Source organism: Pseudomonas sp. Pse35 (genome assembly GCF_024519715.1).
Taxonomy (GTDB): domain Bacteria; phylum Pseudomonadota; class Gammaproteobacteria; order Pseudomonadales; family Pseudomonadaceae; genus Aquipseudomonas; species Aquipseudomonas paracarnis.
Window position 1 is genome coordinate 1 of record NZ_JALJRP010000022.1, and the last position, 20,849, is coordinate 20,849.

At 60.3% G+C, this 20,849-nt stretch carries 21 protein-coding genes; 11 read left to right on the forward strand and 10 right to left on the reverse strand.

Annotated features, from left to right (window positions below):
* Positions 1-377: 377 nt before the first annotated feature.
* The 9 genes from OC445_RS18255 to pdeM all read left to right on the forward strand — a co-directional run bounded on the left by OC445_RS18255 (position 378) and on the right by pdeM (position 10,850).
* The gene (locus tag OC445_RS18255) at positions 378-1,382 is read left to right on the forward strand and encodes a ligase-associated DNA damage response exonuclease (RefSeq protein WP_198791113.1); all 1,005 of its coding nucleotides are present in this window, start codon (positions 378-380) and stop codon (positions 1,380-1,382) included.
* Positions 1,379-3,013, forward strand: a complete 1,635-nt coding sequence (locus OC445_RS18260; RefSeq protein WP_198791114.1) for an ATP-dependent DNA ligase — start codon at positions 1,379-1,381, stop codon at positions 3,011-3,013. Before OC445_RS18255 ends, OC445_RS18260 begins: the two co-directional genes overlap by 4 nt.
* Positions 3,014-3,323: 310 nt before the next feature.
* On the forward strand, positions 3,324-4,103 hold the full coding sequence (locus OC445_RS18265; protein WP_014717255.1) for a transporter substrate-binding domain-containing protein: 780 nt from the start codon (positions 3,324-3,326) through the stop codon (positions 4,101-4,103).
* Between the two features lie 57 nt (positions 4,104-4,160).
* Positions 4,161-4,889: an ABC transporter permease gene (locus tag OC445_RS18270; RefSeq protein WP_003189227.1), complete on the forward strand. Its 729-nt coding sequence runs from the start codon at positions 4,161-4,163 to the stop codon at positions 4,887-4,889.
* A complete protein-coding gene (locus tag OC445_RS18275) occupies positions 4,886-5,596 on the forward strand; it encodes an ABC transporter permease (RefSeq protein ID WP_003189226.1) in 711 nt (236 codons plus the stop codon). The genes OC445_RS18270 and OC445_RS18275 overlap by 4 nt, the downstream gene beginning before the upstream one ends.
* A gap of 9 nt (positions 5,597-5,605) precedes the next feature.
* Positions 5,606-6,724, forward strand: coding sequence for a succinylglutamate desuccinylase/aspartoacylase family protein (locus OC445_RS18280; protein WP_054897987.1), 1,119 nt, complete (start codon positions 5,606-5,608; stop codon positions 6,722-6,724).
* A 13-nt stretch (positions 6,725-6,737) separates the two neighbouring features.
* Positions 6,738-7,502 carry an ABC transporter ATP-binding protein gene (locus tag OC445_RS18285; protein ID WP_034126849.1) on the forward strand — a complete coding sequence of 255 codons (765 nt, stop codon included), beginning with the start codon at positions 6,738-6,740 and terminating at the stop codon, positions 7,500-7,502.
* 217 nt (positions 7,503-7,719) lie between these two features.
* Positions 7,720-10,200 (forward strand): ligase-associated DNA damage response DEXH box helicase, encoded by a 2,481-nt coding sequence (locus OC445_RS18290; RefSeq protein ID WP_198791115.1) that lies wholly within the window; start codon positions 7,720-7,722, stop codon positions 10,198-10,200.
* Positions 10,200-10,850 (forward strand): ligase-associated DNA damage response endonuclease PdeM, encoded by a 651-nt coding sequence (pdeM, locus tag OC445_RS18295; protein ID WP_197882200.1) that lies wholly within the window; start codon positions 10,200-10,202, stop codon positions 10,848-10,850. Before OC445_RS18290 ends, pdeM begins: the two co-directional genes overlap by 1 nt.
* A 21-nt stretch (positions 10,851-10,871) precedes the next feature.
* Here pdeM and OC445_RS18300 read toward each other — a convergent pair whose 3' ends face one another.
* Positions 10,872-11,069, reverse strand: coding sequence for a hypothetical protein (locus OC445_RS18300; protein ID WP_005785769.1), 198 nt, complete (start codon positions 11,067-11,069; stop codon positions 10,872-10,874).
* 108 nt (positions 11,070-11,177) lie between these two features.
* Positions 11,178-11,744, reverse strand: a complete 567-nt coding sequence (gene dcd / locus OC445_RS18305) for a dCTP deaminase (protein WP_003189215.1) — start codon at positions 11,742-11,744, stop codon at positions 11,178-11,180.
* Positions 11,745-12,132: 388 nt separating this feature from the next.
* Here dcd and OC445_RS18310 point away from each other — a divergent pair, with 388 nt between their 5' ends.
* Positions 12,133-12,342: a cold-shock protein gene (locus OC445_RS18310; RefSeq protein ID WP_002554837.1), complete on the forward strand. Its 210-nt coding sequence runs from the start codon at positions 12,133-12,135 to the stop codon at positions 12,340-12,342.
* A gap of 333 nt (positions 12,343-12,675) precedes the next feature.
* Here OC445_RS18310 and rpoS read toward each other — a convergent pair whose 3' ends face one another.
* The 8 genes from rpoS to OC445_RS18350 form a co-directional block, all read right to left on the reverse strand.
* Positions 12,676-13,683 (reverse strand): RNA polymerase sigma factor RpoS, encoded by a 1,008-nt coding sequence (gene rpoS / locus OC445_RS18315; protein WP_034126846.1) that lies wholly within the window; start codon positions 13,681-13,683, stop codon positions 12,676-12,678.
* A 106-nt stretch (positions 13,684-13,789) separates the two neighbouring features.
* Positions 13,790-14,626, reverse strand: a complete 837-nt coding sequence (locus OC445_RS18320; RefSeq protein ID WP_003189213.1) for a peptidoglycan DD-metalloendopeptidase family protein — start codon at positions 14,624-14,626, stop codon at positions 13,790-13,792.
* 209 nt (positions 14,627-14,835) lie between these two features.
* Complete coding sequence (locus OC445_RS18325) at positions 14,836-15,471, reverse strand: protein-L-isoaspartate(D-aspartate) O-methyltransferase (RefSeq protein WP_169850588.1); 636 nt, start codon at positions 15,469-15,471, stop codon at positions 14,836-14,838.
* A gap of 41 nt (positions 15,472-15,512) precedes the next feature.
* Positions 15,513-16,262 carry a 5'/3'-nucleotidase SurE gene (surE, locus tag OC445_RS18330; RefSeq protein WP_003189210.1) on the reverse strand — a complete coding sequence of 250 codons (750 nt, stop codon included), beginning with the start codon at positions 16,260-16,262 and terminating at the stop codon, positions 15,513-15,515.
* Positions 16,250-17,308, reverse strand: a complete 1,059-nt coding sequence (truD, locus tag OC445_RS18335; RefSeq protein WP_034126844.1) for a tRNA pseudouridine(13) synthase TruD — start codon at positions 17,306-17,308, stop codon at positions 16,250-16,252. The genes surE and truD overlap by 13 nt, the downstream gene beginning before the upstream one ends.
* Complete coding sequence (gene ispF, locus OC445_RS18340; RefSeq protein WP_034126843.1) at positions 17,305-17,778, reverse strand: 2-C-methyl-D-erythritol 2,4-cyclodiphosphate synthase; 474 nt, start codon at positions 17,776-17,778, stop codon at positions 17,305-17,307. The genes truD and ispF overlap by 4 nt, the downstream gene beginning before the upstream one ends.
* A 54-nt stretch (positions 17,779-17,832) precedes the next feature.
* On the reverse strand, positions 17,833-18,678 hold the full coding sequence (gene fghA / locus OC445_RS18345) for an S-formylglutathione hydrolase (protein ID WP_058410376.1): 846 nt from the start codon (positions 18,676-18,678) through the stop codon (positions 17,833-17,835).
* 8 nt (positions 18,679-18,686) lie between these two features.
* Complete coding sequence (locus OC445_RS18350) at positions 18,687-19,799, reverse strand: S-(hydroxymethyl)glutathione dehydrogenase/class III alcohol dehydrogenase (protein ID WP_014717243.1); 1,113 nt, start codon at positions 19,797-19,799, stop codon at positions 18,687-18,689.
* Between the two features lie 109 nt (positions 19,800-19,908).
* On the opposite strand from OC445_RS18350, the gene OC445_RS18355 reads away from it, so the two are divergent.
* Complete coding sequence (locus OC445_RS18355) at positions 19,909-20,805, forward strand: LysR substrate-binding domain-containing protein (protein WP_034126841.1); 897 nt, start codon at positions 19,909-19,911, stop codon at positions 20,803-20,805.
* Positions 20,806-20,849: the final 44 nt, after the last annotated feature.

Genomic DNA, 20,849 nt, shown 5'->3' on the forward strand with positions numbered 1-20,849 from the left:
ATGGCGCGTGGCGGCGGCCCCCCAAATCACTGGCGGATTACGGGCACACCGAGCCCAAGCGAGGTGCCGAGTGGTGGGGCAAGAGCCTTTTTGGTTACTTTTGGGGCTCTTTTCCAAAAGTGACCCGCTGTAAAAGCGGAACCCTAAGTGGCCGTTACCGCAGAAATGGATATGTACACAGATAACAGCTTCGGCTGTCAGGCCGCCATCGCAGGCAAGCCAGCTCCCACAGTTGGATGGTCGGGTGTCAGGTAGATAGGTGTCGGCTTTCAGGCCGGCATTGAAGGCAAGCCCACCTTTGCACCACCTGCATTCAGATAGAACTTCTGCACCCAGCCCCACCTCATAAGTAACAAGCCCACCGCCCCGGCAACCCCATGGATCTTGTCATCGCCCGCCCCGAAGGCCTCTACTGCCCTGCCGGTGATTTTTATATCGACCCCTGGCGCCCAGTGGAACGTGCGGTCATCACCCACGCCCACGGCGACCACGCCCGCACCGGGAATCAACACTACCTGGCCGCCGCCCCCGGCGAAGGTATCCTGCGCTGGCGCCTGGGCCAGGACATTAACCTGCAAACCCTGGCCTACGGTGAACGGTTGGTGCATCACGGCGTGACTTTGAGTTTCCATCCCGCCGGGCATGTACTGGGCTCGGCCCAGGTACGCCTGGAATACCAGGGCGAGGTCTGGGTGGCGTCCGGCGACTACAAGGTCGAACCCGATGGTACCTGCGCGCCCTTCGAACCGGTGCGTTGCCACACCTTTATCACCGAATCCACCTTCGGCCTGCCGATTTACCGCTGGCAGCCCCAGGCGCAGATTTTTGCCAGGATCAATGACTGGTGGCAGGCCAATATCGCCAGCGGCAAAGCCAGCGTGTTGTTCTGCTACTCCTTCGGCAAGGCCCAACGCATCCTCCATGGGCTGGACGCCAGCATCGGCCCGATCCTCAGCCACGGCGCGGTCGAACCGTTGAACCGGGTGTACCGCGAAGCGGGCATCTACATCCCCGAGACGCTGTATGCCGGCGACTTCAAAAAGACCGACCCACTGCTGCGCCAAGCCCTGATCATCGCCCCGCCCTCCGCTGGAGGCAGTACCTGGATGCGCCGCTTTGGCGACTACAGCGACGCCTTCGCCAGCGGCTGGATGCGCCTGCGCGGTACCAGACGGCGGCGCGGCGTGGACCGTGGCTTCGTGCTCTCGGACCACGCCGACTGGCCGGGCCTGTTATGGGCCATCGAACAAACCGGGGCACAACGGGTGATGGTCACCCATGGTTCGGTCGGTGTGTTGGTACGCCACCTGCGGGAAAAGGGCTTGGATGCCCAAGGCTTCAGCACCGAATACGGCGATGACGAAGAAGAGGCCACGGCATGAAAGCCTTCGCTGAGCTGTACGCCAACCTCGACGCCACCACTTCCAGCAATGCCAAGCTCGCCGCCCTGCAGGCCTACTTTCTGCAGGCGCCGCCGGCCGATGCGGCCTGGGCTGTGTACTTTCTCAGCGGCGGGAGGCCTCGGCAACTGGTGCCGACGCGACTGCTACGGGACATGGCCACCGAAGCAGCCGGTATAGAACCCTGGCTGTTCGAAGAGAGCTACCAGTCCGTGGGTGACCTGGCCGAGACCATCTCACTGCTCCTGCCAGAATCCACCTACACATCCGAAGACGGCCTGGCCGTGTGGCTGGAAGAAAAACTGCTGCCACTGCGCGGTCTGCCACCCTTGGACCTTGCAGACCGGCTGCCGGCGCTGTGGGCGCAACTGGACCAACCGAGCCTGATGGTGTGCATCAAATTGATCACCGGCAGCTTCCGGGTCGGGGTATCCAAACTGCTGGTGACCCGCGCCCTCGCCGCCATGGCCGATCTCGACAGCAAACGCGTGGCGCAGCGGCTAGTGGGCTACACCGATTTGTCGAACCGTCCCACAGCCGAAGGCTACCTCAAGCTGATCGCCGCCGAATCGTCCGACGAACACGCGCAACGTGGCGGGCAACCCTATCCGTTTTTTCTGGCTCACGGGCTGGCGCAACCGGTGGAGCAATTCGACACGCTGCTCGGTTCACCCGCCGATTGGCAGGTGGAATGGAAGTTTGATGGCATTCGCGCACAACTGGTCAAGCGCGAGGGACGCCTGTGGGTCTGGTCTCGCGGTGAAGAGTTGCTGACTGAACGCTTCCCCGAACTCCATAGCCTGGTCAGTGGCCTGCCCGACGGTACGGTGATCGATGGCGAAATCGTGGTGTGGAAAGACTCGGTGCAACCTTTCGCGCTGCTGCAACAGCGCATTGGCCGCAAGACCCTGAGTAAAAAAGTCCTTGAGGATGCGCCAGTGGCCGTGCTCGCCTACGACTTGCTGGAGTATCAGGGCGACGACTGGCGCAACCACATCCAGGCCGAACGTCGCACCCAATTGGAACAGGTGATCGCTACGTGCAACCAACCGGTGTTATTGCCTTCGCCCTTGCTGGAAGGCAAGACTTGGGCAGCCTTGGCCGAGCAGCGCGAAGCCTCTCGCAGCCTGGGCGTGGAAGGCATGATGCTCAAGGATCGCAACGGCCTCTACGGCGTGGGCCGCACCAAAGACATGGGCCTGTGGTGGAAGTGGAAGGTCGACCCCTTCAGCGTCGACGCCGTGTTGATCTACGCCCAGCGCGGCCATGGCCGGCGCGCCAGCCTCTACAGCGACTACACCTTCGCGGTATGGGACGGCCCGCCAGGCAGCGAGCGCACCCTGGTGCCGTTCGCCAAGGCGTATTCCGGGCTGACCGACGAGGAAATGCGCAAGGTCGACGCCATTGTGCGCAAAACCACGGTGGAGAAGTTCGGCCCGGTCAGCAGCGTGACGCCCAGCATGGTGTTTGAGTTGGGTTTTGAAGGGATTGCCCTGTCCAAGCGGCACAAGAGCGGGATTGCGGTGCGGTTTCCGCGGATGCTGCGCTGGCGCCAGGACAAGGCGGTGGATGAAGCGGACAACCTGGCCACGCTACAAGACCTGTTGGCCTGATCCGGCCCCTTGTAGGAGCTGGCTTACCTGCGATAGCGGTGAGTCAGTTACCCATAGAACGACTGACCCACCGCTATCGCAGGCAAGCCAGCTCCCACCTTCTTGATAAGTGACAGCTCCAGAATGGTGCACTGGAAATTTCATGCCCATTTTTGAGCGCCGCCTACACTTGGAACTGCCTTATCCCACCGTTTAAAAAGCCCATCCGGAACTATGGTGCAGAAATTGCTACTTGTGATGGGTCTGACACCGTTCAGTAACAGTCCTAATCGCGCCACAAGCGCTTATCTTGGTTTCCAGGGATTACATAATGAAAAAAGCATTGCTGACCCTTTCTGCACTGGCTCTGTGCATGGCTGCTGGTGTTGCTACAGCCAAGGAATACAAGGAATTGCGTTTTGGTGTCGACCCTTCCTACGCACCGTTCGAATCCAAGGCCGCCGACGGCAGCCTGGTGGGCTTCGATATCGACCTGGGCAATGCGATCTGCGCGGAGCTGAAGGTCAAGTGCAAGTGGGTCGAAAGTGACTTCGACGGAATGATCCCGGGCCTGAAAGCCAATAAATTCGATGGCGTGATCTCGTCGATGACCGTGACCCCAGTGCGCGAGAAGGCGATCGACTTCTCCTCTGAGCTGTTCTCCGGCCCGACTTCGCTGGTGTTCAAGAAAGGCGCTGGCTATTCGACGCCAGAATCTCTCAAAGGCAAATCCGTGGGTTACGAGCAAGGCACCATCCAGGAAGCCTACGCCAAGGCCGTACTGGATAAAGCCGGGGTGACCACCAAGGCTTACGCTAACCAGGACCAGGTGTACGCCGATCTGACCTCCGGGCGCCTTGACGCTTCCGTGCAGGACATGCTCCAAGCCGAACTGGGCTTTCTCAAGTCGCCAGCCGGTGCTGGCTATGAAGTGAGCGCAGCTATCGACGACCCACTGCTGCCGTCGAAAACCGCTATCGGTATCAAAAAAGGTAACACTGAACTCAAGGCGCTTTTGGATAAAGGTATCAAAGCGTTACACGATGATGGCACCTACGCCACTATCCAGAAGAAACACTTTGGCGATCTGAACCTGTACAGCGGCAAATAATGCCTGGGGCGCCCTACTTCGGGTGGGGCGCTTTTTTATCGCCATAGGTCCTGATTTATGTTCGAAGATCTGTTGCAAACCCTCGGGCTGAGCGCATTCAGCCTGAAGGGTTTCGGCCCGCTGTTGCTGCAAGGCACCTGGATGACCATCAAGTTGTCGGTGCTGTCCCTGGCCGTCAGCGTATTGCTGGGCCTGCTCGGCGCCAGCGCCAAACTGTCCAGCCTGGCCATTGTGCGTATCCCCGCCCAGCTCTATACCACTCTGATTCGCGGTGTGCCGGACCTGGTACTGATGCTGTTGATTTTCTACAGCCTGCAAACCTGGCTCAGTGGCTTTACCGACTTTATGGAATGGGAATACATCGAGATCGACCCGTTCAGCGCCGGGGTGATCACCCTGGGCTTTATCTACGGTGCGTATTTCACCGAAACCTTTCGCGGTGCGATCCTCGCCGTGCCCCGCGGCCAACTCGAAGCCGCCACCGCTTACGGGCTCAAGCGCGGGCAGCGGTTTCGCTACGTGACCTTCCCGCAGATGATGCGCTTTGCGCTGCCGGGCATCGGCAATAACTGGATGGTGATGCTCAAGGCCACCGCACTGGTGTCGATCATCGGCCTCGCAGACTTGGTAAAAGCCGCCCAGGACGCTGGCAAGAGCACCTATCAACTGTTTTATTTCCTGGTGCTGGCGGCGCTGATCTACCTGTTGATCACCAGCGCCTCCAACTTTGTCTTGCGCCGACTTGAACGTCGCTACTCCGCAGGCGCCCGGGAGGCAGTGCGATGATTGAGCTATTGCAAGAATACTGGCGCCCCTTTCTTTACAGCGACGGCCAGCACATCACCGGTCTGGCCATGACCTTGTGGCTGCTCAGCGCCTCACTGGTCATTGGTTTTCTGGTATCGATTCCACTGTCTATCGCCCGCGTTTCGCGCAAGCGCCTGGTGCGTTGGCCCGTGCAGTTCTACACCTACCTGTTTCGTGGTACGCCGCTCTATATCCAATTGCTGATCTGCTACACCGGCATCTACAGCCTTGCCGCCGTACGAGCACAACCGGTGCTGGATGCGTTCTTTCGCGACGCGATGAACTGCACCCTGCTCGCCTTCGCCCTCAACACTTGCGCCTACACCACGGAGATTTTCGCCGGGGCAATCCGCAGCATGGCCCACGGCGAAGTCGAGGCGGCCAAGGCTTATGGCCTAAGCGGCTGGAAGCTGTACGCCTACGTGATCATGCCTTCCGCGTTGCGACGCTCGTTGCCCTACTACAGCAACGAAGTGATCCTGATGCTGCATTCGACCACCGTGGCCTTTACCGCGACGATCCCGGATATCCTCAAAGTGGCGCGGGATGCCAACTCCGCCACCTTCATGACCTTCCAGTCATTCGGCATTGCCGCACTGATCTATCTGACGGTGACCTTTGCCCTGGTCGGCCTGTTTCGCCTGGCGGAACGCCGTTGGCTGGCCTTTCTCGGGCCGAGCCACTAAGGAGTTTGCATGCGCCACCAGCTACATGATCTGATCGCGCCGGTGCCCGGCACGGCGCGGCAGATCCACAGTTTTCACTTCGGCCCGCAGCAGCCCGAAGGCAAGGTGTACATCCAGTCCTCCCTGCATGCCGATGAATTGCCAGGCATGCTGGTGGCCTGGCATTTAAAGGCGCGCCTGGCAGAACTTGAAGCGACCGGGCGCTTGCGCAGCGAAATCGTGCTGGTGCCCGTCGCCAACCCGGTGGGCCTGGAACAGGTATTGATGGATATCCCCTTGGGCCGCTACGAACTGGAAAGCGGGCAGAACTTCAATCGCCTGTTTGTCGACCTCAGCGAAGACGTCGGTAACCAGGTCGAAGACCTGCTGGGCGATGATCCGCAGCGCAATGCCCAATTGATCCGCAGCGCACTGTTCCACGCCCTGGCCGCGCACACCGCCCAGACCCAGTTGCACTCCCAACGCCTGGTGCTGCAACGCCTGGCCTGTGATGCCGACGTGGTGCTGGACCTGCATTGCGACTTCGAAGCCGTGGCGCACCTGTACACCACGCCCGAAGCCTGGCCACAGGTAGAACCGTTGGCGCGCTACCTGGGCTCGGAGGCCAACCTGTTGGCCACCGATTCCGGTGGGCAGTCTTTTGACGAGTGTTTCACCCTGCTGTGGTGGCAGTTGCAGCAACGCTTCGGCGAACGCTACCCGATCCCCATGGGCAGCTTGTCGGTGACCGTCGAGCTGCGTGGCCAGGGCGATGTCAACCACGGCCTCGCCGCGCTGGACTGCCAGGCCATCATTGATTATTTGATCCACTTCGGCGCCATTCGCGGCGATGCAGCCCCCTTGCCTGCCCTGGCCTACCCGGCTACGCCGTTGGCGGCGGTGGAGCCAGTGACGACTACGGTGGGTGGCTTGCTCGTGTTCAGCGCCCTGCCGGGGGAATACCTGGAGGCGGGGCAATTGGTCGCTGAAATCATCGACCCCATTACCGACCGCGTGACGCCTGTGCACTGCCAGCACGCCGGGCTGCTTTACGCCCGTTCGCTACGCCGCATGGCCACGGCCGGCATGGTGATCTGCCATGTTGCCGGCACACAGGCCTACCGCAGCGGTTATCTACTTTCGCCTTGAGGATGCATGCCACATGTACAAACTGACCGTTGAAGGCCTGCACAAAAGCTATGGCGACAATCAAGTGCTCAAAGGTGTGTCGCTCAAGGCCAAGACCGGGGATGTGATCAGCCTGATCGGCGCCAGTGGCTCAGGCAAGAGTACCTTCCTGCGCTGTATCAACTTTTTGGAAACCCCCAACGATGGCGCCATGACCCTGGACGGCCAGGCGATTCGCATGGTCAGCGACCGCCATGGCATGCGCGTAGCCGACGACGCCGAGTTGCAACGCTTGCGCACGCGGCTGGCGATGGTGTTCCAGCACTTCAATTTGTGGAGCCACATGAGCGTGCTGGAAAACATCACCATGGCCCCGCGCCGCGTGCTGGGTTGCAGTAAAAAGGACGCCGAAGACCGTGCCCGCCGCTACCTGGACAAAGTCGGGCTGCCGGCGCGCGTGGCTGATCAATACCCGGCGTTCCTCTCCGGCGGCCAGCAGCAGCGTGTCGCCATCGCCCGCGCCCTGGCCATGGAGCCGGAGGTGATGCTGTTCGATGAACCCACGTCTGCGCTGGACCCGGAGTTGGTGGGCGAAGTTTTGAAGGTGATCCAGGGCCTGGCCGAGGAAGGCCGCACCATGATTATGGTGACCCACGAGATGAGCTTTGCGCGCAAGGTTTCAAGCCAGGTGCTGTTCCTGCATCAGGGTCTGGTGGAGGAGCAGGGCTTGCCGGAGGATGTGCTGGGCAATCCGAAAAGCGAACGCCTGCAACAGTTTCTGAGTGGCAATTTGAAGTAGGAGCGAGCTTGCTGTGGCGAGGGAGCTTGCTCCCGCTGGGGCGCGAAGCGGCCCCCGCTCTTTGCTCAAAAAGACTGGGACTGTTACGCAGTCCAGCGGGAGCATGCTCCCTCGCCACAGGGCAGCGCTTCTGCTTGACTGAATGGCATTAGGCAGTTGAACGTCGGCGCTGCCTCAGGGGTCTTTGAACTAACCCCTCCAGAGCGTCCGCTGCCGAATGGCAAAAACCCACGATTTCGCCAAGCAATGGTTTGCCACCCAAGGCTGGAAGCCATTCGCCTTTCAGAAAGAGGTATGGGCCGCGGTCAAGGCCGGCCAATCAGGGTTACTGCATGCCAGCACCGGGGCGGGTAAAACCTATGCCCTGTGGTTTGCCGCCCTCAATCGTTTCGCCATTACCCGCCCGCCCGTCACAGGCAAACGCAAACCGCCTGCCGAGCCGCTGACCGTCCTGTGGATCACGCCGATGCGCGCCCTGGCCGCCGACTCCGCACGTGCCCTGCAAGCCCCGCTGGAGGCCCTGCAGATTCCCTGGAGTGTAGGTCTGCGCACCGGTGACACCAGCGGCAGTGAACGCGCGCACCAGACCCGTCGCCAACCCACCGCTCTGGTCACCACTCCGGAAAGCCTGACCCTGATGCTGGCCCGTGCCGACAGTGAAACCAGCCTGGCGCACCTGCGCATGGTCATCGTGGATGAATGGCACGAACTGATCGGCAATAAGCGCGGCGTGCAGTTGCAACTGGCACTGGCACGCTTGCGGCGCTGGCATCCTGAGTTGATGGTGTGGGGTATTTCCGCGACGCTGGGTAATCAGGCCCACGCTTTGGAGGTACTGGTCCCACAGGGCGGCGGCATCAATGTACAGGGGCAAACGGCCAAGGCGCTGAAGGTCGACACCTTGCTGCCGCCCGTCACCGAGCGCTTTCCCTGGGCCGGGCATATCGGCTTGAAGATGTTGCCGCAAGTGGTCGCCGAGGTAGAGGCCAGCAGCAGTTGCCTGGTATTTACCAACACCCGCGCGCAATCCGAGATCTGGTACCAGGCGATTCTGGGCGCTCGTCCGGACTGGGCCGGCTTGATTGCCCTGCACCACGGTTCGTTATCGCGAGAGACCCGGGACTGGGTGGAGCGAGCGTTGAAAGATGGACAGCTCAAGGCAGTGGTGTGCACTTCCAGCCTCGACCTGGGCGTTGACTTCCTGCCGGTGGAACGGGTGCTGCAAATCGGCTCCGCCAAGGGCGTAGCGCGGCTGATGCAACGCGCCGGGCGCTCCGGCCACGCGCCAGGGCGGCCCTCACGGGTAACGCTGGTGCCCACCCACAGCCTGGAGCTGGTGGAAGCCGCAGCCGCCCAGGATGCGATCGCCCAACGACGCATCGAAGCGCGGGAATCACCGTACAAGCCGCTGGATGTGCTGGTACAACACCTGGTCAGCATGGCCTTGGGCGGCGGGTTTACCCCGGCGGCACTGTTGGACGAAGTGCGCGGCGCCTGGGCCTATCGCGACCTCACCGAAGCGGACTGGGCCTGGGCCCTGGGGTTTGTGCGCCATGGTGGCCTGTCACTCACCGCTTATCCGGATTACCGCCGGGTGGAGCCCGATGAGCACGGCATCTGGCGCGTTCCGGATGCCCGCCTGGCACGGCGCCACCGCATGAGCGTGGGCACCATCGTCAGTGACGCCAGCATCCAGCTCAAGTTCTGGAGCAAAGGCGGCGGCGGCAAGAACCTGGGCAGTGTCGAGGAAGGGTTTATTGCAAGGCTCAAGCCGGGGGATGGATTTTTGTTCGCCGGGCGGTTGCTGGAATTGGTGCGCGTGGAAAACATGACCGCTTACGTACGCCGCAGCAACGCGAAAAAAGCCGCCGTGCCACGCTGGAATGGCGGGCGCATGCCCCTTTCCAACGAACTGGCGCAGGCGGTGGTCGAGCGTTTTGATGCCGCCGCGCATGGGCACTTCGACGGCCCAGAGATGAAGGCGGTGCAACCGTTGCTGCATACCCAATTGCGCTGGTCCGGGCTGCCGACCCGCGAGCATTTGCTGGCTGAAACCCTGCGGTCGCGAGAGGGCTGGCACCTGTTTCTGTACCCATTCGCTGGCCGCCAGGTACACCTGGGCCTAGCCAGTTTGCTGGCATGGCGGGTCAGCCAGCAGCAGCCGCTGACCTTTTCGATTGCGGTGAATGATTATGGCCTGGAGCTGTTGAGCGCCACCGAGGTGCAGTGGCCCCAGTTGTTGAATACAAGGTTGCTGAGCCCCCAAGGCCTGCTGGCTGACGTAATTGCCAGCCTCAATGCCGGCGAACTGGCCCTGCGCCGCTTTCGCGAGATTGCGCGAATCGCCGGGCTGGTATTTGCCGGGTACCCCGGCGCGCCAAAAAGCACGCGACAGGTGCAGGCTTCCAGTGGTTTGTTCTTTGAAGTGTTCAAGCAATATGACCCACAAAATCTGCTGCTGGCCCAGGCAGGAGAAGAAGTTCTGCGGGACGAGCTGGATATTCGCCGGCTGGAACAGACGCTGAATCATCTGTCGACGCTGAAGCTGGACCTGCACAGGATCCAGCGGCCCACGCCCCTGGCCTTTCCGCTGCTGGTAGAACGGATGCGCGAAAGCATGAGCTCGGAAAAACTCTCGGAGCGCATCGCGCGGATGGTCAAGGACCTGGAAAAAGTCGCCGACAAAGGGCAAGGCTGATGCATTACCCACTGACGCTGGAAGGTGAAGAGCTATGGCTATTGCCGGAGAAAGCTGTGTACTGGCCCGCGCGTAAATGTTTGCTGATCGCCGACGCGCATTTTGGCAAGGCGTCGGCCTATCGCAGCCTGGGGCAGCCGGTGCCACAGGGCACGACTACGGCCAACCTGGAAGGCCTGGACAGGCTGTTATCGGCCCTACCCTGCGAACAGTTGATCTTTCTCGGGGATTTCCTGCACGGCCCCGGCTCTCACGCCAGCGGCACCCTGAACGCAATCCGGGCCTGGCGTGAGCGCAATCGCACACTGGCCTTGATCTTGATTCGCGGCAATCACGACAAACGTGCCGGCGACCCACCACTGGACTTGGGCATCGACGTGGTCGCGGAGCCTCTGCTGATGGGCCCTTTCGCCTTGCAACATGAGCCCGACGCCCATGCCAGCCATCATGTACTGGCGGGGCATGTGCATCCTGTGTACCACCTGCGCGGTAAAGGGCGCCAACGGCTACGCCTGCCGTGCTTCCAGGTCGGCGGGCGGGTAAGCCTGCTGCCAGCCTTTGGCGCGTTTACAGGGGGCTATGCCGTGGAGCAGGCCCCAGACCGCCGAATCTATGTGATCGGCGATCACCACGTCTGGCCGATTCAATGATCGATAAGGCCTGCTCAGGGATCAGGCCACGGGCGCGGGTGGCGGCTCGTCCGGTAAGGTCGGCTCACCCGGTTCGGTAGGCTGTGGGTAATCAGGTTCGGGTTGACCTGGGATGCCCCCCGCGTGCGCGGGGTTGGCCATCAAGGACCAGGCCAGAACACCAATCTGGTTGGGTTCAAGCCGGGCGAGTTCTGCGCTGATTCGCGGGTCGATCTTCATAAGGTACTCCTCAAGTATGGCCCGGCGCGTTTCACACGCGCCGAAGCAGTACACCTAGATAGAGTCACTTTCTGCAGACAAATTCCCTTTGCCCGTAGGCGCTTTCGATCAAGCGCGTGGGAGAGTGACGCCGCGCTGGCCCTGATACTTGCCCGCACGGTCTTTGTAGGACACTTCACAGGCCTCATCGGACTGCAGGAACAGCATCTGTGCCACGCCTTCGTTGGCGTAGATTTTCGCCGGCAAGGTGGTGGTGTTGGAGAATTCCAGGGTGACGTGGCCTTCCCACTCAGGCTCAAGCGGCGTGACATTGACGATAATGCCGCAGCGGGCATAGGTGCTTTTACCCAGGCAGATGGTCAGCACGTCGCGAGGGATACGGAAGAACTCCACGGTGCGCGCCAGGGCGAAGGAGTTGGGCGGGATGATGCACACGTCGCTCTTGACGTCGACGAAGCTCTTTTCGTCGAAGTTTTTCGGATCGACGATCGCCGAATTGATGTTGGTGAACACCTTGAATTCATCGGCGCAACGCACGTCGTAGCCATAGCTGGAAACGCCGTACGAAATCACGCGCTCGTCGCCTTCGCCACGAATCTGGCGTTCGACGAACGGCTCGATCATGCCGTGTTCCTGCGCCATGCGGCGAATCCACTTGTCCGATTTGATGCTCATGGCGGTGTCCTGAATAGCGAGGCGAAAAAAATCTGTGGGCCATCTTACCGGGGCCAGCCTTGGGGTTCAAAGGCCACAAGGGTTTTCTTGATCAAAGCCCTGCGCGCTATAAGCCTCAGCCAACACGGCCGGGGGCGGGATTGCCGTGAGGGATGTCTGTAAATACCACCGCCAGTCACGAAAATAGAGAAACCTTCGGAAATACCATTGGCACGTTCCGGAAAAAGGGTTAAGGTGGCGCCACTGTGCTGCTTGTGTCACTGAGAATCTCTACACGATATGTTGAATTTCGATCCAACCATCTCCAAGAATTTTTCCTGCTCTTTGCACTCAGTCTCGGCCAGGGCTTTTCCTGAGTCGCAGTTAACTTTGTCCAAGGAGATACACCATGTCTAATCGCCAAACTGGTACCGTTAAGTGGTTCAACGATGAAAAAGGCTTCGGCTTCATCACTCCACAATCCGGTGACGACCTGTTCGTTCACTTCAAAGCTATCCAATCCGACGGCTTCAAAAGCCTGAAAGAAGGCCAACAGGTTTCTTTCATCGCTACCCGCGGTCAGAAAGGCATGCAAGCTGAAGAAGTTCAAGTTATCTAACTTGTACTGACTTAGTCGAAAAAACCCCGCCCTTAAAAGCGGGGTTTTTTTATGCCTGGATTTTGGTGCGCTACACCGTGGCTGCTCGTTCCCACGCTCCGCGTGGTAATGCCTTTTGTGACGCTCTGCGTCACCCCTGGATGCCCACGCAAAGCGTGGAACGATCAGCACAGCGTAATGACGGACACAAAAAAATGTGGGAGCGCAGCTGTATGTGGGAGCTGGCTTGCCTGCGATGCTATCGACTCGGTGCACTAGCTATACCGAGTTGACGCTATCGCAGGCAAGCCAGCTCCCACACAAGCCGGCTCCCACATTTTTGTCTTGTGTCGTTTACTGGAACAACGACTCACTCGACAAGCCATTCTTCTCCAGGATCTCGCGCAAGCGCTTGAGGCCCTCTACCTGGATCTGCCGCACCCGCTCACGGGTCAGGCCAATCTCCAAGCCTACATCCTCCAGGGTGCTGCTCTCATGGCCGCGCAGGCCGAAGCGGCGAATCACCACTTCACGCTGCTTGTCCGTGAGCTCTGAGAGCCACTGGTCAATACTTTGGGAAAGATCATCGTCTTGCAGCAGCTCGCAAGGGTCTGTCGGACGATCATCGGTCAGGGTGTCCAGCAGGGTCTTATCCGAATCCGGCCCCAGCGAGACATCGACCGAAGAGACACGCTCGTTAAGGCCCAGCATGCGCTTGACCTCCCCTACCGGTTTTTCCAGGAGGTTGGCAATCTCTTCAGGCGAAGGTTCATGATCGAGTTTTTGCGTCAGCTCACGCGCCGCCCGCAGGTAGACGTTGAGCTCCTTGACCACATGGATCGGCAACCGGATCGTGCGGGTCTGATTCATGATCGCCCGTTCGATGGTCTGGCGAATCCACCAGGTGGCATAGGTGGAGAAACGGAAGCCCCGCTCAGGGTCGAACTTCTCCACAGCCCGGATCAAGCCCAGGTTGCCCTCCTCGATCAGGTCCAACAGGGAAAGCCCACGATTGACGTAGCGTCGGGCGATCTTCACCACCAGGCGCAGGTTGCTTTCAATCATGCGCTTACGCCCAGCCGGATCGCCCTTCTGCGACAGACGCGCAAAATGGACTTCTTCTTCGGGGGTCAACAGAGGGGAAAAGCCGATTTCATTGAGGTACAGCTGGGTCGCATCGAGCGCCCGGGTGTAATCAACGTACTTGTGCTGCTTCAACGCAGCAGCATTTTTGGATTTGGTGCGAACTGAAGGTGGTGATACCCCTTCATTATCTGACATCGTTTCCAAATCGATGCCGGTCTCCATAAGGAGAACCTCATCGTCGATGTCAAACTCCGGCACTTCTTTACTGAGAGCCATTGTTATAGTCCTTTGGTGAGTTCGACCTCAAGCTCAAGCGACGCCTCTATCCTTGGCAACGCTGGAGCCTGTTCCTTCTACGTGAGGGAACAGGCTGTGCAACACATCAACGACGGGGCAGGAATTGCAGCGGATCTACAGGCTTCCCTTGGCGGCGAATCTCAAAGTGCAGTTTCACCCGGTCTGTGCCCGTTGACCCCATTTCGGCAATCGTCTGTCCGACCTTGACCTGCTGCCCCTCCCGAACCAACAACCTGCGGTTATGACCGTAGGCACTGACGTAGGTATCGCTGTGTTTGATGATGACCAGCTCGCCGTAGCCCCGCAAACCACTCCCGGCGTACACCACTGTCCCATCAGACGCAGCTAAAACAGGCTGTCCCAAATCCCCGGCGATATCAATGCCTTTATTCAAACTACCGTTTGAAGAGAATTTTCCAATCAACACTCCGTTTGAAGGCCATCCCCATCCGGTCGGCGCAGGCCCGGCAGGTGGCAACGGCGCGGGTGCCGGCTTGCTCGCAACCGTAGGCGTGGCGCTGCCTGCAGGCCGAGTGATGATGGTGGTCTTGCTCGAGGACGATGGCGAAGAACCCGACTTTGTCACAACTGCCGTAGGTGCAGAACCTGAGCGACCATCGAAACGAATGGTCTGCCCGGGATGGATCGTATACGGCACAGGAATGTTGTTACGGGCGGCCAACGCCTTGTAGTCCCAGCCATAACGGAAGGCAATCGAGAACAGTGTGTCGCCTTTGCGCACCACGTATTGGCCGGTGGTGACCGTAGGTCTCTGGGGGGTTGCGTTGGTACGGTCAACGACCCGCGCACCGCCGGATGGCGTGCTCGAGCAGGCTGCCAATAAGGAACTCAAGACAAGGCCAAGCACCAGTCGCTGAAAGCTTGTTTTACTCATTCGCTGCGCAGGACCTGTGAGACTCACCCGCCGCTCCCTTTGTGGTGGCTGAACGTTAACGCCTGTATCAGGCTTGAAATATGACGCAAGTATAACTGGGCATTGGCTTTTTACTGGCACCTGACTGAAAGGAAAAATTCATCATGTTTAATCGTGGCTGCCAGACATGTTGATTCAATGGGCCCCGCCGTAAGACACATCCGCGCTTACAGAATTCACTGCCTGCGAATAAATGATCAGGCCAGCGGGCCGTTGAGCAAGGGTACGAACCGCACGGCACCGAGTACATGCCGGGAAAAACCTTCGTCCTCACGGATAATAAGCATCAACTGTTGCACTTCGCCGGAGCCCACCGGGATGACCAGCCGCCCGCCAGGCGCCAATTGATCCAGCAAGGCTTGCGGCACATCGGTGGCCACGGCGGTGACGATGATACCGTTGTAGGGCGCCAGCGCCGGCCAGCCCTCCCAACCATCGCCCCAGCGGAATACCACGTTGCGCAGGTTCAGTTCCACCAGACGCTCTTTGGCCCGGTCCTGTAGCACCTTGATGCGCTCGACCGAAAACACCCGCTCTACCAATTGCGACAGCACGGCCGTCTGGTAGCCGGAGCCGGTACCAATCTCCAGCACCTTGTCCAACGGCCCCGCCGCCAGCAATAGCTCGCTCATACGCGCAACCATATAGGGCTGAGAGATGGTCTGGTTGTGGCCGATTGGCAACGCTGTGTCTTCATAGGCGCGATGCGCCAGCGCCTCATCGACAAACAGGTGCCGCGGCGTGCGCCGGATCACTTCCAGCACCTGCGCGTTGGACAAGCCTTCTTCATACAGACGCTGGATCAACCGCTCCCGGGTGCGCTGGGAGGTCATCCCGATGCCACGGCGCAACAAATCGTCTTGTTCACGAGCCATCAACGCAGTCCCTCCAGCCAGCCATCAAGGCCACTGAAGGCATCACTGAAGGTGCGATCAAACAGCAGAGGGGTAACGGAGACATAGCCTTGCATCACCGCATGAAAGTCGGTGCCTTCGCCGCCATCTTCGGCGTCGCCGGCGGCGGCGATCCAATACCCTTCCTTGCCGCGAGGGTCGACCACCTTCAAGGGCGCCGCCGCACGGGCGCGATGACCCAGGCGCGTGAGTTGGATACCGCGAATATGGTCGAGGGGCAAGTTGGGAATATTGACGTTGAGCACCGTACGCGGCGGCAGGTCCAGGGAAGCATGGGCCTCCACCAACTTGCGCGCGTAGTAGGCCGCCGTCGCCAGGTTATCCAGTTGCCGCGAAGCAAAGGAAAAGGCAAAGCCGGTGCGGCCCAGGAAGCGCCCTTCAAGGGCGGCCGCCACGGTGCCGGAATACAGCACGTCATCACCCAGGTTGGCGCCCAGGTTGATCCCCGAGACCACCAGGTCTGGCTGGTGCTCCAGCAGACTGTTGATCGCCAGGTGCACGCAGTCGGTGGGGGTGCCGTTAACGCTGATAAAGCCATTGGCCAGGACCCGCGGATGCAGCGGACGGTCGAGCGTCAGCGAACTGCTGGCGCCGCTCTTGTCCTGGTCGGGGGCAACCACCACGCACTCGGCGTAATCCTGCAGCGCAGCATGGAGCGCGGCAAGACCGGGTGCGGTGGCACCGTCATCGTTTGATATCAGAATACGCATGGGCTGTCCGTCTGCCCCACCGGCACCAGATCAACAAGCTCGCGCACCAAGACAGTGGCGAAGCATCCGGCCGGCAGGACGAATTCCAATTGCAGAATGTCAGGCCCGGGATAATGCCACGTCAACCCGCCAATGGGCAGTCGCAGAATGCGACGTTCCTGGCTCATTCCCGCCTTCACCAGCCAATCACGTAGGTCTGCTTCGCCAGCGGCGACAGATTGTTCCAGCTCGTACGTAAGACCTTTCGCCGGCGAGTCGCCTTCGCCCCACTGCGGGCCGGTGGGATGCAGGTCCAGGATCGCCAGGCGCGGGTCACTGCATTCAGCTTCCCCGGCCGGAAAAAAACTGCGACTGTCGGTAAACGCCAGCAGATCGCCAACTTGGGCACGCTGCCATGAACCGTCGGCGACGCGAGCCGCCAACACTTGGTTGAACAGGTAACTGCGAGCCGTGGACAGCAAGCGCGAGCGCACGTTGCGCTGCTCGGGCAGGGCCTTGCGGGCAGCCCACTCGCGAGCATCCACCACATTGCCGCCGTTGTGGCCAAAACGCTGGGTGCCGAAATAATTGGGGATGCCGTGCCGGGCAATCAACTGCAGACGTGCGTCGATGGCAGCGGTGTCGCCGGCCAATTGGGTCAGGCGCAAGGTGAAACCATTGGCCGAATGGGCCCCACGCTGCAACTTGCGCTTGTGACGGGCGGTTTTCAGGATCTTGAGGGTGTCGTTTTCTGCGCCGCTCATGTCCGGGTCGGCCTTGCCGGGCAATTGCACGCTGAACCACTGGCGGGTCAGGGCCTGACGATCCTTGAGCCCGGCATAGCTGACGGTGCGCAATGGCACCCCAGCGGCTTTGGCGATACGCCGTGCGGCTTCCTCAGTGTTCAAGCCGCGCTTTTCCACCCACAGCCACAGGTGCTCGCCATCGCCGGTCAGCGGGATGTCCAGCACCTCATCAACCTGGAAGTCTTCGGCCGTGGCCTTCAGTACCGCGCTGCCCAGGGCCTCGCCATAGGCCCGCGGGCCCAGCAGTTGCAGGTCGTTCATGCGCGCAGCAACAAGGCGACGGAGTGCACCGCAATGCCCTCTTCACGACCGGTAAACCCGAGCTTTTCGGTGGTAGTGGCTTTCACGTTGACTTGATCCAATTCAATTTGCAGGTCTGCGGCGATCACTGCGCGCATCGCTTCAATATGGGGGGCCATTTTCGGCGCCTGGGCGACGATGGTGTTATCGACGTTGCCGACCTTCCAGCCCTTGGCATGGATCAGGCCGACCACATGGCGCAGCAACACACGACTGTCCGCCCCCTTGAAGGTGGGGTCGGTGTCCGGAAAGTGCTTGCCGATATCGCCTAATGCAGCCGCGCCGAGCAAGGCATCGCTCAAGGCGTGCAGGACCACGTCGCCGTCGGAATGAGCCAGCAACCCATGGTGGTGTGCAATGCGCACGCCGCCCAGGGTGATGAAATCGCCTTCAGCGAAACGGTGCACATCGTAGCCGTGGCCAATACGCATAAAAAAACGCCCCGATTTAATTCAGGGCGTGATTCTACCTACTTTTGCCTCAGATTAACCGAGCAAAGCACGCCCATGATGACGCAAATGGTCTTCGATGAAGCTGGCGATGAAAAAGTAGCTGTGGTCGTAGCCAGGCTGCAGGCGCAGTTCCAGCGGATGGTTGGCTGCCTTGGCCGCCTGCAGCAGGGCTTCAGGCTTTAGCTGAACGGCGAGGAAATCGTCGCGATCGCCCTGGTCCACCAACAGCGGCAGCTTTTCCGAGGCTTCGCTGATCAGCACGCACGCATCCCATTCACGCCACTTAGAGCGCTCTTCACCCAAATAACGGGAAAAGGCTTTCTGACCCCAAGGACAGTCCATCGGATTGTTGATCGGCGAAAATGCCGACACCGACAGGTAACGTCCAGGGTTGCGCAGCGCACAGACCAGCGCACCGTGACCGCCCATGGAGTGGCCGCTGATGCCGCGCTTATCCGACGCAGGGAAATGCGCTTCCACCAAGGCCGGTAACTCCTGTACCACGTAGTCATGCATCCGATAGTGCTTGGCCCAGGGTTCCTGGGTGGCATTGAGGTAGAAGCCGGCGCCGAGGCCGAAGTCCCAGGCATTGTCCGGGTCGCCCGGCACGCCGGGGCCACGGGGGCTGGTGTCCGGCGCGACGATAATCAAGCCCAACTCGGCGGCCATGCGCTGGGCGCCGGCCTTCTGCATGAAGTTTTCGTCAGTACAGGTCAAACCGGACAGCCAATACAACACCGGCAGCTTGCCGCCCTGCTCCGCTTGCGGTGGCAGGTAGACGGCAAAGGTCATGTCGCAACCGAGCACATCGGAATGATGCTTGTAGCGTTTATGCCAGCCGCCGAAGCTCTTCTGGCATGACAGGTTTTCCAGACTCATGGCCGACCTCAGAAGTGAATGACGGTACGAATGCTCTTGCCTTCATGCATCAGGTCAAACGCTTTGTTGATATCTTCCAGGCCCATGGTGTGGGTGATGAAGGTATCCAGCGGGATTTCACCGGACTGAGCCATTTCCACGTAGCTTGGCAATTCGGTACGACCGCGCACGCCACCAAACGCCGAACCACGCCAGACGCGACCGGTGACCAGCTGGAATGGGCGAGTGGCAATTTCCTGGCCAGCACCGGCCACGCCGATGATCACCGACTCGCCCCAGCCTTTGTGGCAGCACTCAAGGGCCGCACGCATCAGTTGCACATTGCCGATGCACTCGAAAGAGAAGTCCACGCCGCCGTCAGTCAGGTCGACAATCACGTCCTGGATTGGGCGGTCGTAGTCTTTCGGGTTGATGCAATCGGTGGCACCCAGTTGCTTGGCGATTTCGAACTTGGCCGGGTTGATATCAATAGCAATGATGCGACCGGCCTTGGCCTTGACTGCACCGATAATCGCCGACAGGCCAATACCGCCCAGGCCGAAGACGGCCACGGTGTCGCCCGGCTTGACCTTGGCGGTGTTGATCACCGCACCGATGCCGGTGGTGACACCGCAACCGAGCAGGCAGACTTTTTCCAGCGGCGCTTCTTTAGGAATCTTGGCCACGGAGATTTCCGGCAGCACGGTGTACTCGGAGAACGTCGAGGTGCCCATGTAGTGGAAAATCGGCTGGCCCTTGTAGGAGAAACGCGTGGTGCCATCCGGCATCAAGCCCTTGCCCTGCGTGGCGCGAATGGCCTGGCACAGGTTGGTCTTGCCACTCAGACAGAACTTGCACTTGCCGCATTCCGGGGTGTACAGGGGGATCACGTGATCGCCCACAGCCACCGAAGTTACGCCCTCGCCGATGGCTTCCACCACTGCGCCGCCTTCATGGCCGAGGATCGACGGAAAAATGCCTTCCGGGTCGGCGCCCGACAAGGTGTAGGCGTCGGTATGGCACACGCCGGACGCAACTACCCGCAGCAGCACCTCGCCAGCCTTGGGCATGGCGACATCCACTTCAACAATCTCAAGGGGCTTCTTGGCTTCGAAGGCTACGGCGGCACGGGACTTGATCATCCGGGTTTCTCCATCGGGTTAAAAACTGAGGCCGTGAGTGTAAAACATCGCCCATTGATGAATAATCCGGACCAAAGCAAAACATTATTGCCGTACAGGGACAATCAGCATGCTGGAGAACCGCTGGGAAGGCATTGACGAGTTTGTCGCGGTGGCCGAATGCAGCCAGTTCACGGCGGCGGCCGAACGGTTAGGGGTGTCTTCATCCCATGTCAGCCGGCAAGTGGCGCGTCTTGAAGAACGCCTGCAAACCCGATTGCTGTACCGCAGTACGCGCAAGGTGACCTTGACCGAAGCCGGTCAGACCTTCCTGCAGCACTGCCAACGCCTGCAGGACGGTCGCGAGGAAGCGTTGCGGGCGGTGGGCGACCTGACCAGCGAACCCAAGGGCATGTTGCGCATGACCTGCGCCGTGGCCTATGGCGAACGTTTTATCGTGCCGCTGGTGACGCGGTTCATGGCGCACTATCCGCAACTGCGCGTGGACATCGAGTTGACCAACCGCTCGCTGGACCTGGTCCATGAAGGCCTCGACCTGGCCATCCGCCTGGGACGCCTGCAAGACTCGCGCATGGTCGCCAGCCGTCTTGCGCCTCGGCGCATGTACCTGTGCGCCTCCCCCTCCTACCTCGAACGGTACGGTCGGCCACACAGCTTGTCGGAGTTGAGCCGGCATAACTGTCTGATTGGCAGCTCGGATATCTGGCAAATGGCCCAGGATGGGCGGGAATTTTCCCAGCGTGTGCAAGGCAATTGGCGCTGCAACAGTGGGCAAGCGGTGTTGGATGCCGCGTTGCAAGGCATGGGCTTGTGCCAGTTGCCGGATTACTACGTGCTGGAGCATCTGCACAGCGGGGCGTTGGTGTCGCTGCTGCAGGCTCATCAACCGCCGAATACCGCCGTGTGGGCGCTGTATCCGCAGCAGCGGCATTTGTCGCCGAAGGTGAGGAAGCTGGTGGATTTCTTGAAGGTGGGATTGGCGCAGAGGCCGGAGTACAAGCATTGAATTGAGGTGGTCTGCACCGGCCTCATCGCGGGCAAGCCCGGCTC

Bases quoted from the DNA above. Each gene is read 5' to 3' on its own strand.
- OC445_RS18255 (WP_198791113.1), top strand. From the start codon at position 378: ATGGATCTTGTCATCGCCCGCCCCGAAGGCCTCTACTGCCCTGCCGGT.
- OC445_RS18260 (WP_198791114.1), top strand. From the start codon at position 1,379: ATGAAAGCCTTCGCTGAGCTGTACGCCAACCTCGACGCCACCACTTCC.
- OC445_RS18265 (WP_014717255.1), top strand. From the start codon at position 3,324: ATGAAAAAAGCATTGCTGACCCTTTCTGCACTGGCTCTGTGCATGGCT.
- OC445_RS18270 (WP_003189227.1), top strand. From the start codon at position 4,161: ATGTTCGAAGATCTGTTGCAAACCCTCGGGCTGAGCGCATTCAGCCTG.
- OC445_RS18275 (WP_003189226.1), top strand. From the start codon at position 4,886: ATGATTGAGCTATTGCAAGAATACTGGCGCCCCTTTCTTTACAGCGAC.
- OC445_RS18280 (WP_054897987.1), top strand. From the start codon at position 5,606: ATGCGCCACCAGCTACATGATCTGATCGCGCCGGTGCCCGGCACGGCG.
- OC445_RS18285 (WP_034126849.1), top strand. From the start codon at position 6,738: ATGTACAAACTGACCGTTGAAGGCCTGCACAAAAGCTATGGCGACAAT.
- OC445_RS18290 (WP_198791115.1), top strand. From the start codon at position 7,720: ATGGCAAAAACCCACGATTTCGCCAAGCAATGGTTTGCCACCCAAGGC.
- pdeM (WP_197882200.1), top strand. From the start codon at position 10,200: ATGCATTACCCACTGACGCTGGAAGGTGAAGAGCTATGGCTATTGCCG.
- OC445_RS18300 (WP_005785769.1), bottom strand. From the start codon at position 11,069: ATGAAGATCGACCCGCGAATCAGCGCAGAACTCGCCCGGCTTGAACCC.
- dcd (WP_003189215.1), bottom strand. From the start codon at position 11,744: ATGAGCATCAAATCGGACAAGTGGATTCGCCGCATGGCGCAGGAACAC.
- OC445_RS18310 (WP_002554837.1), top strand. From the start codon at position 12,133: ATGTCTAATCGCCAAACTGGTACCGTTAAGTGGTTCAACGATGAAAAA.
- rpoS (WP_034126846.1), bottom strand. From the start codon at position 13,683: ATGGCTCTCAGTAAAGAAGTGCCGGAGTTTGACATCGACGATGAGGTT.
- OC445_RS18325 (WP_169850588.1), bottom strand. From the start codon at position 15,471: ATGACCTCCCAGCGCACCCGGGAGCGGTTGATCCAGCGTCTGTATGAA.
- surE (WP_003189210.1), bottom strand. From the start codon at position 16,262: ATGCGTATTCTGATATCAAACGATGACGGTGCCACCGCACCCGGTCTT.
- truD (WP_034126844.1), bottom strand. From the start codon at position 17,308: ATGAACGACCTGCAACTGCTGGGCCCGCGGGCCTATGGCGAGGCCCTG.
- ispF (WP_034126843.1), bottom strand. From the start codon at position 17,778: ATGCGTATTGGCCACGGCTACGATGTGCACCGTTTCGCTGAAGGCGAT.
- fghA (WP_058410376.1), bottom strand. From the start codon at position 18,678: ATGAGTCTGGAAAACCTGTCATGCCAGAAGAGCTTCGGCGGCTGGCAT.
- OC445_RS18350 (WP_014717243.1), bottom strand. From the start codon at position 19,799: ATGATCAAGTCCCGTGCCGCCGTAGCCTTCGAAGCCAAGAAGCCCCTT.
- OC445_RS18355 (WP_034126841.1), top strand. From the start codon at position 19,909: ATGCTGGAGAACCGCTGGGAAGGCATTGACGAGTTTGTCGCGGTGGCC.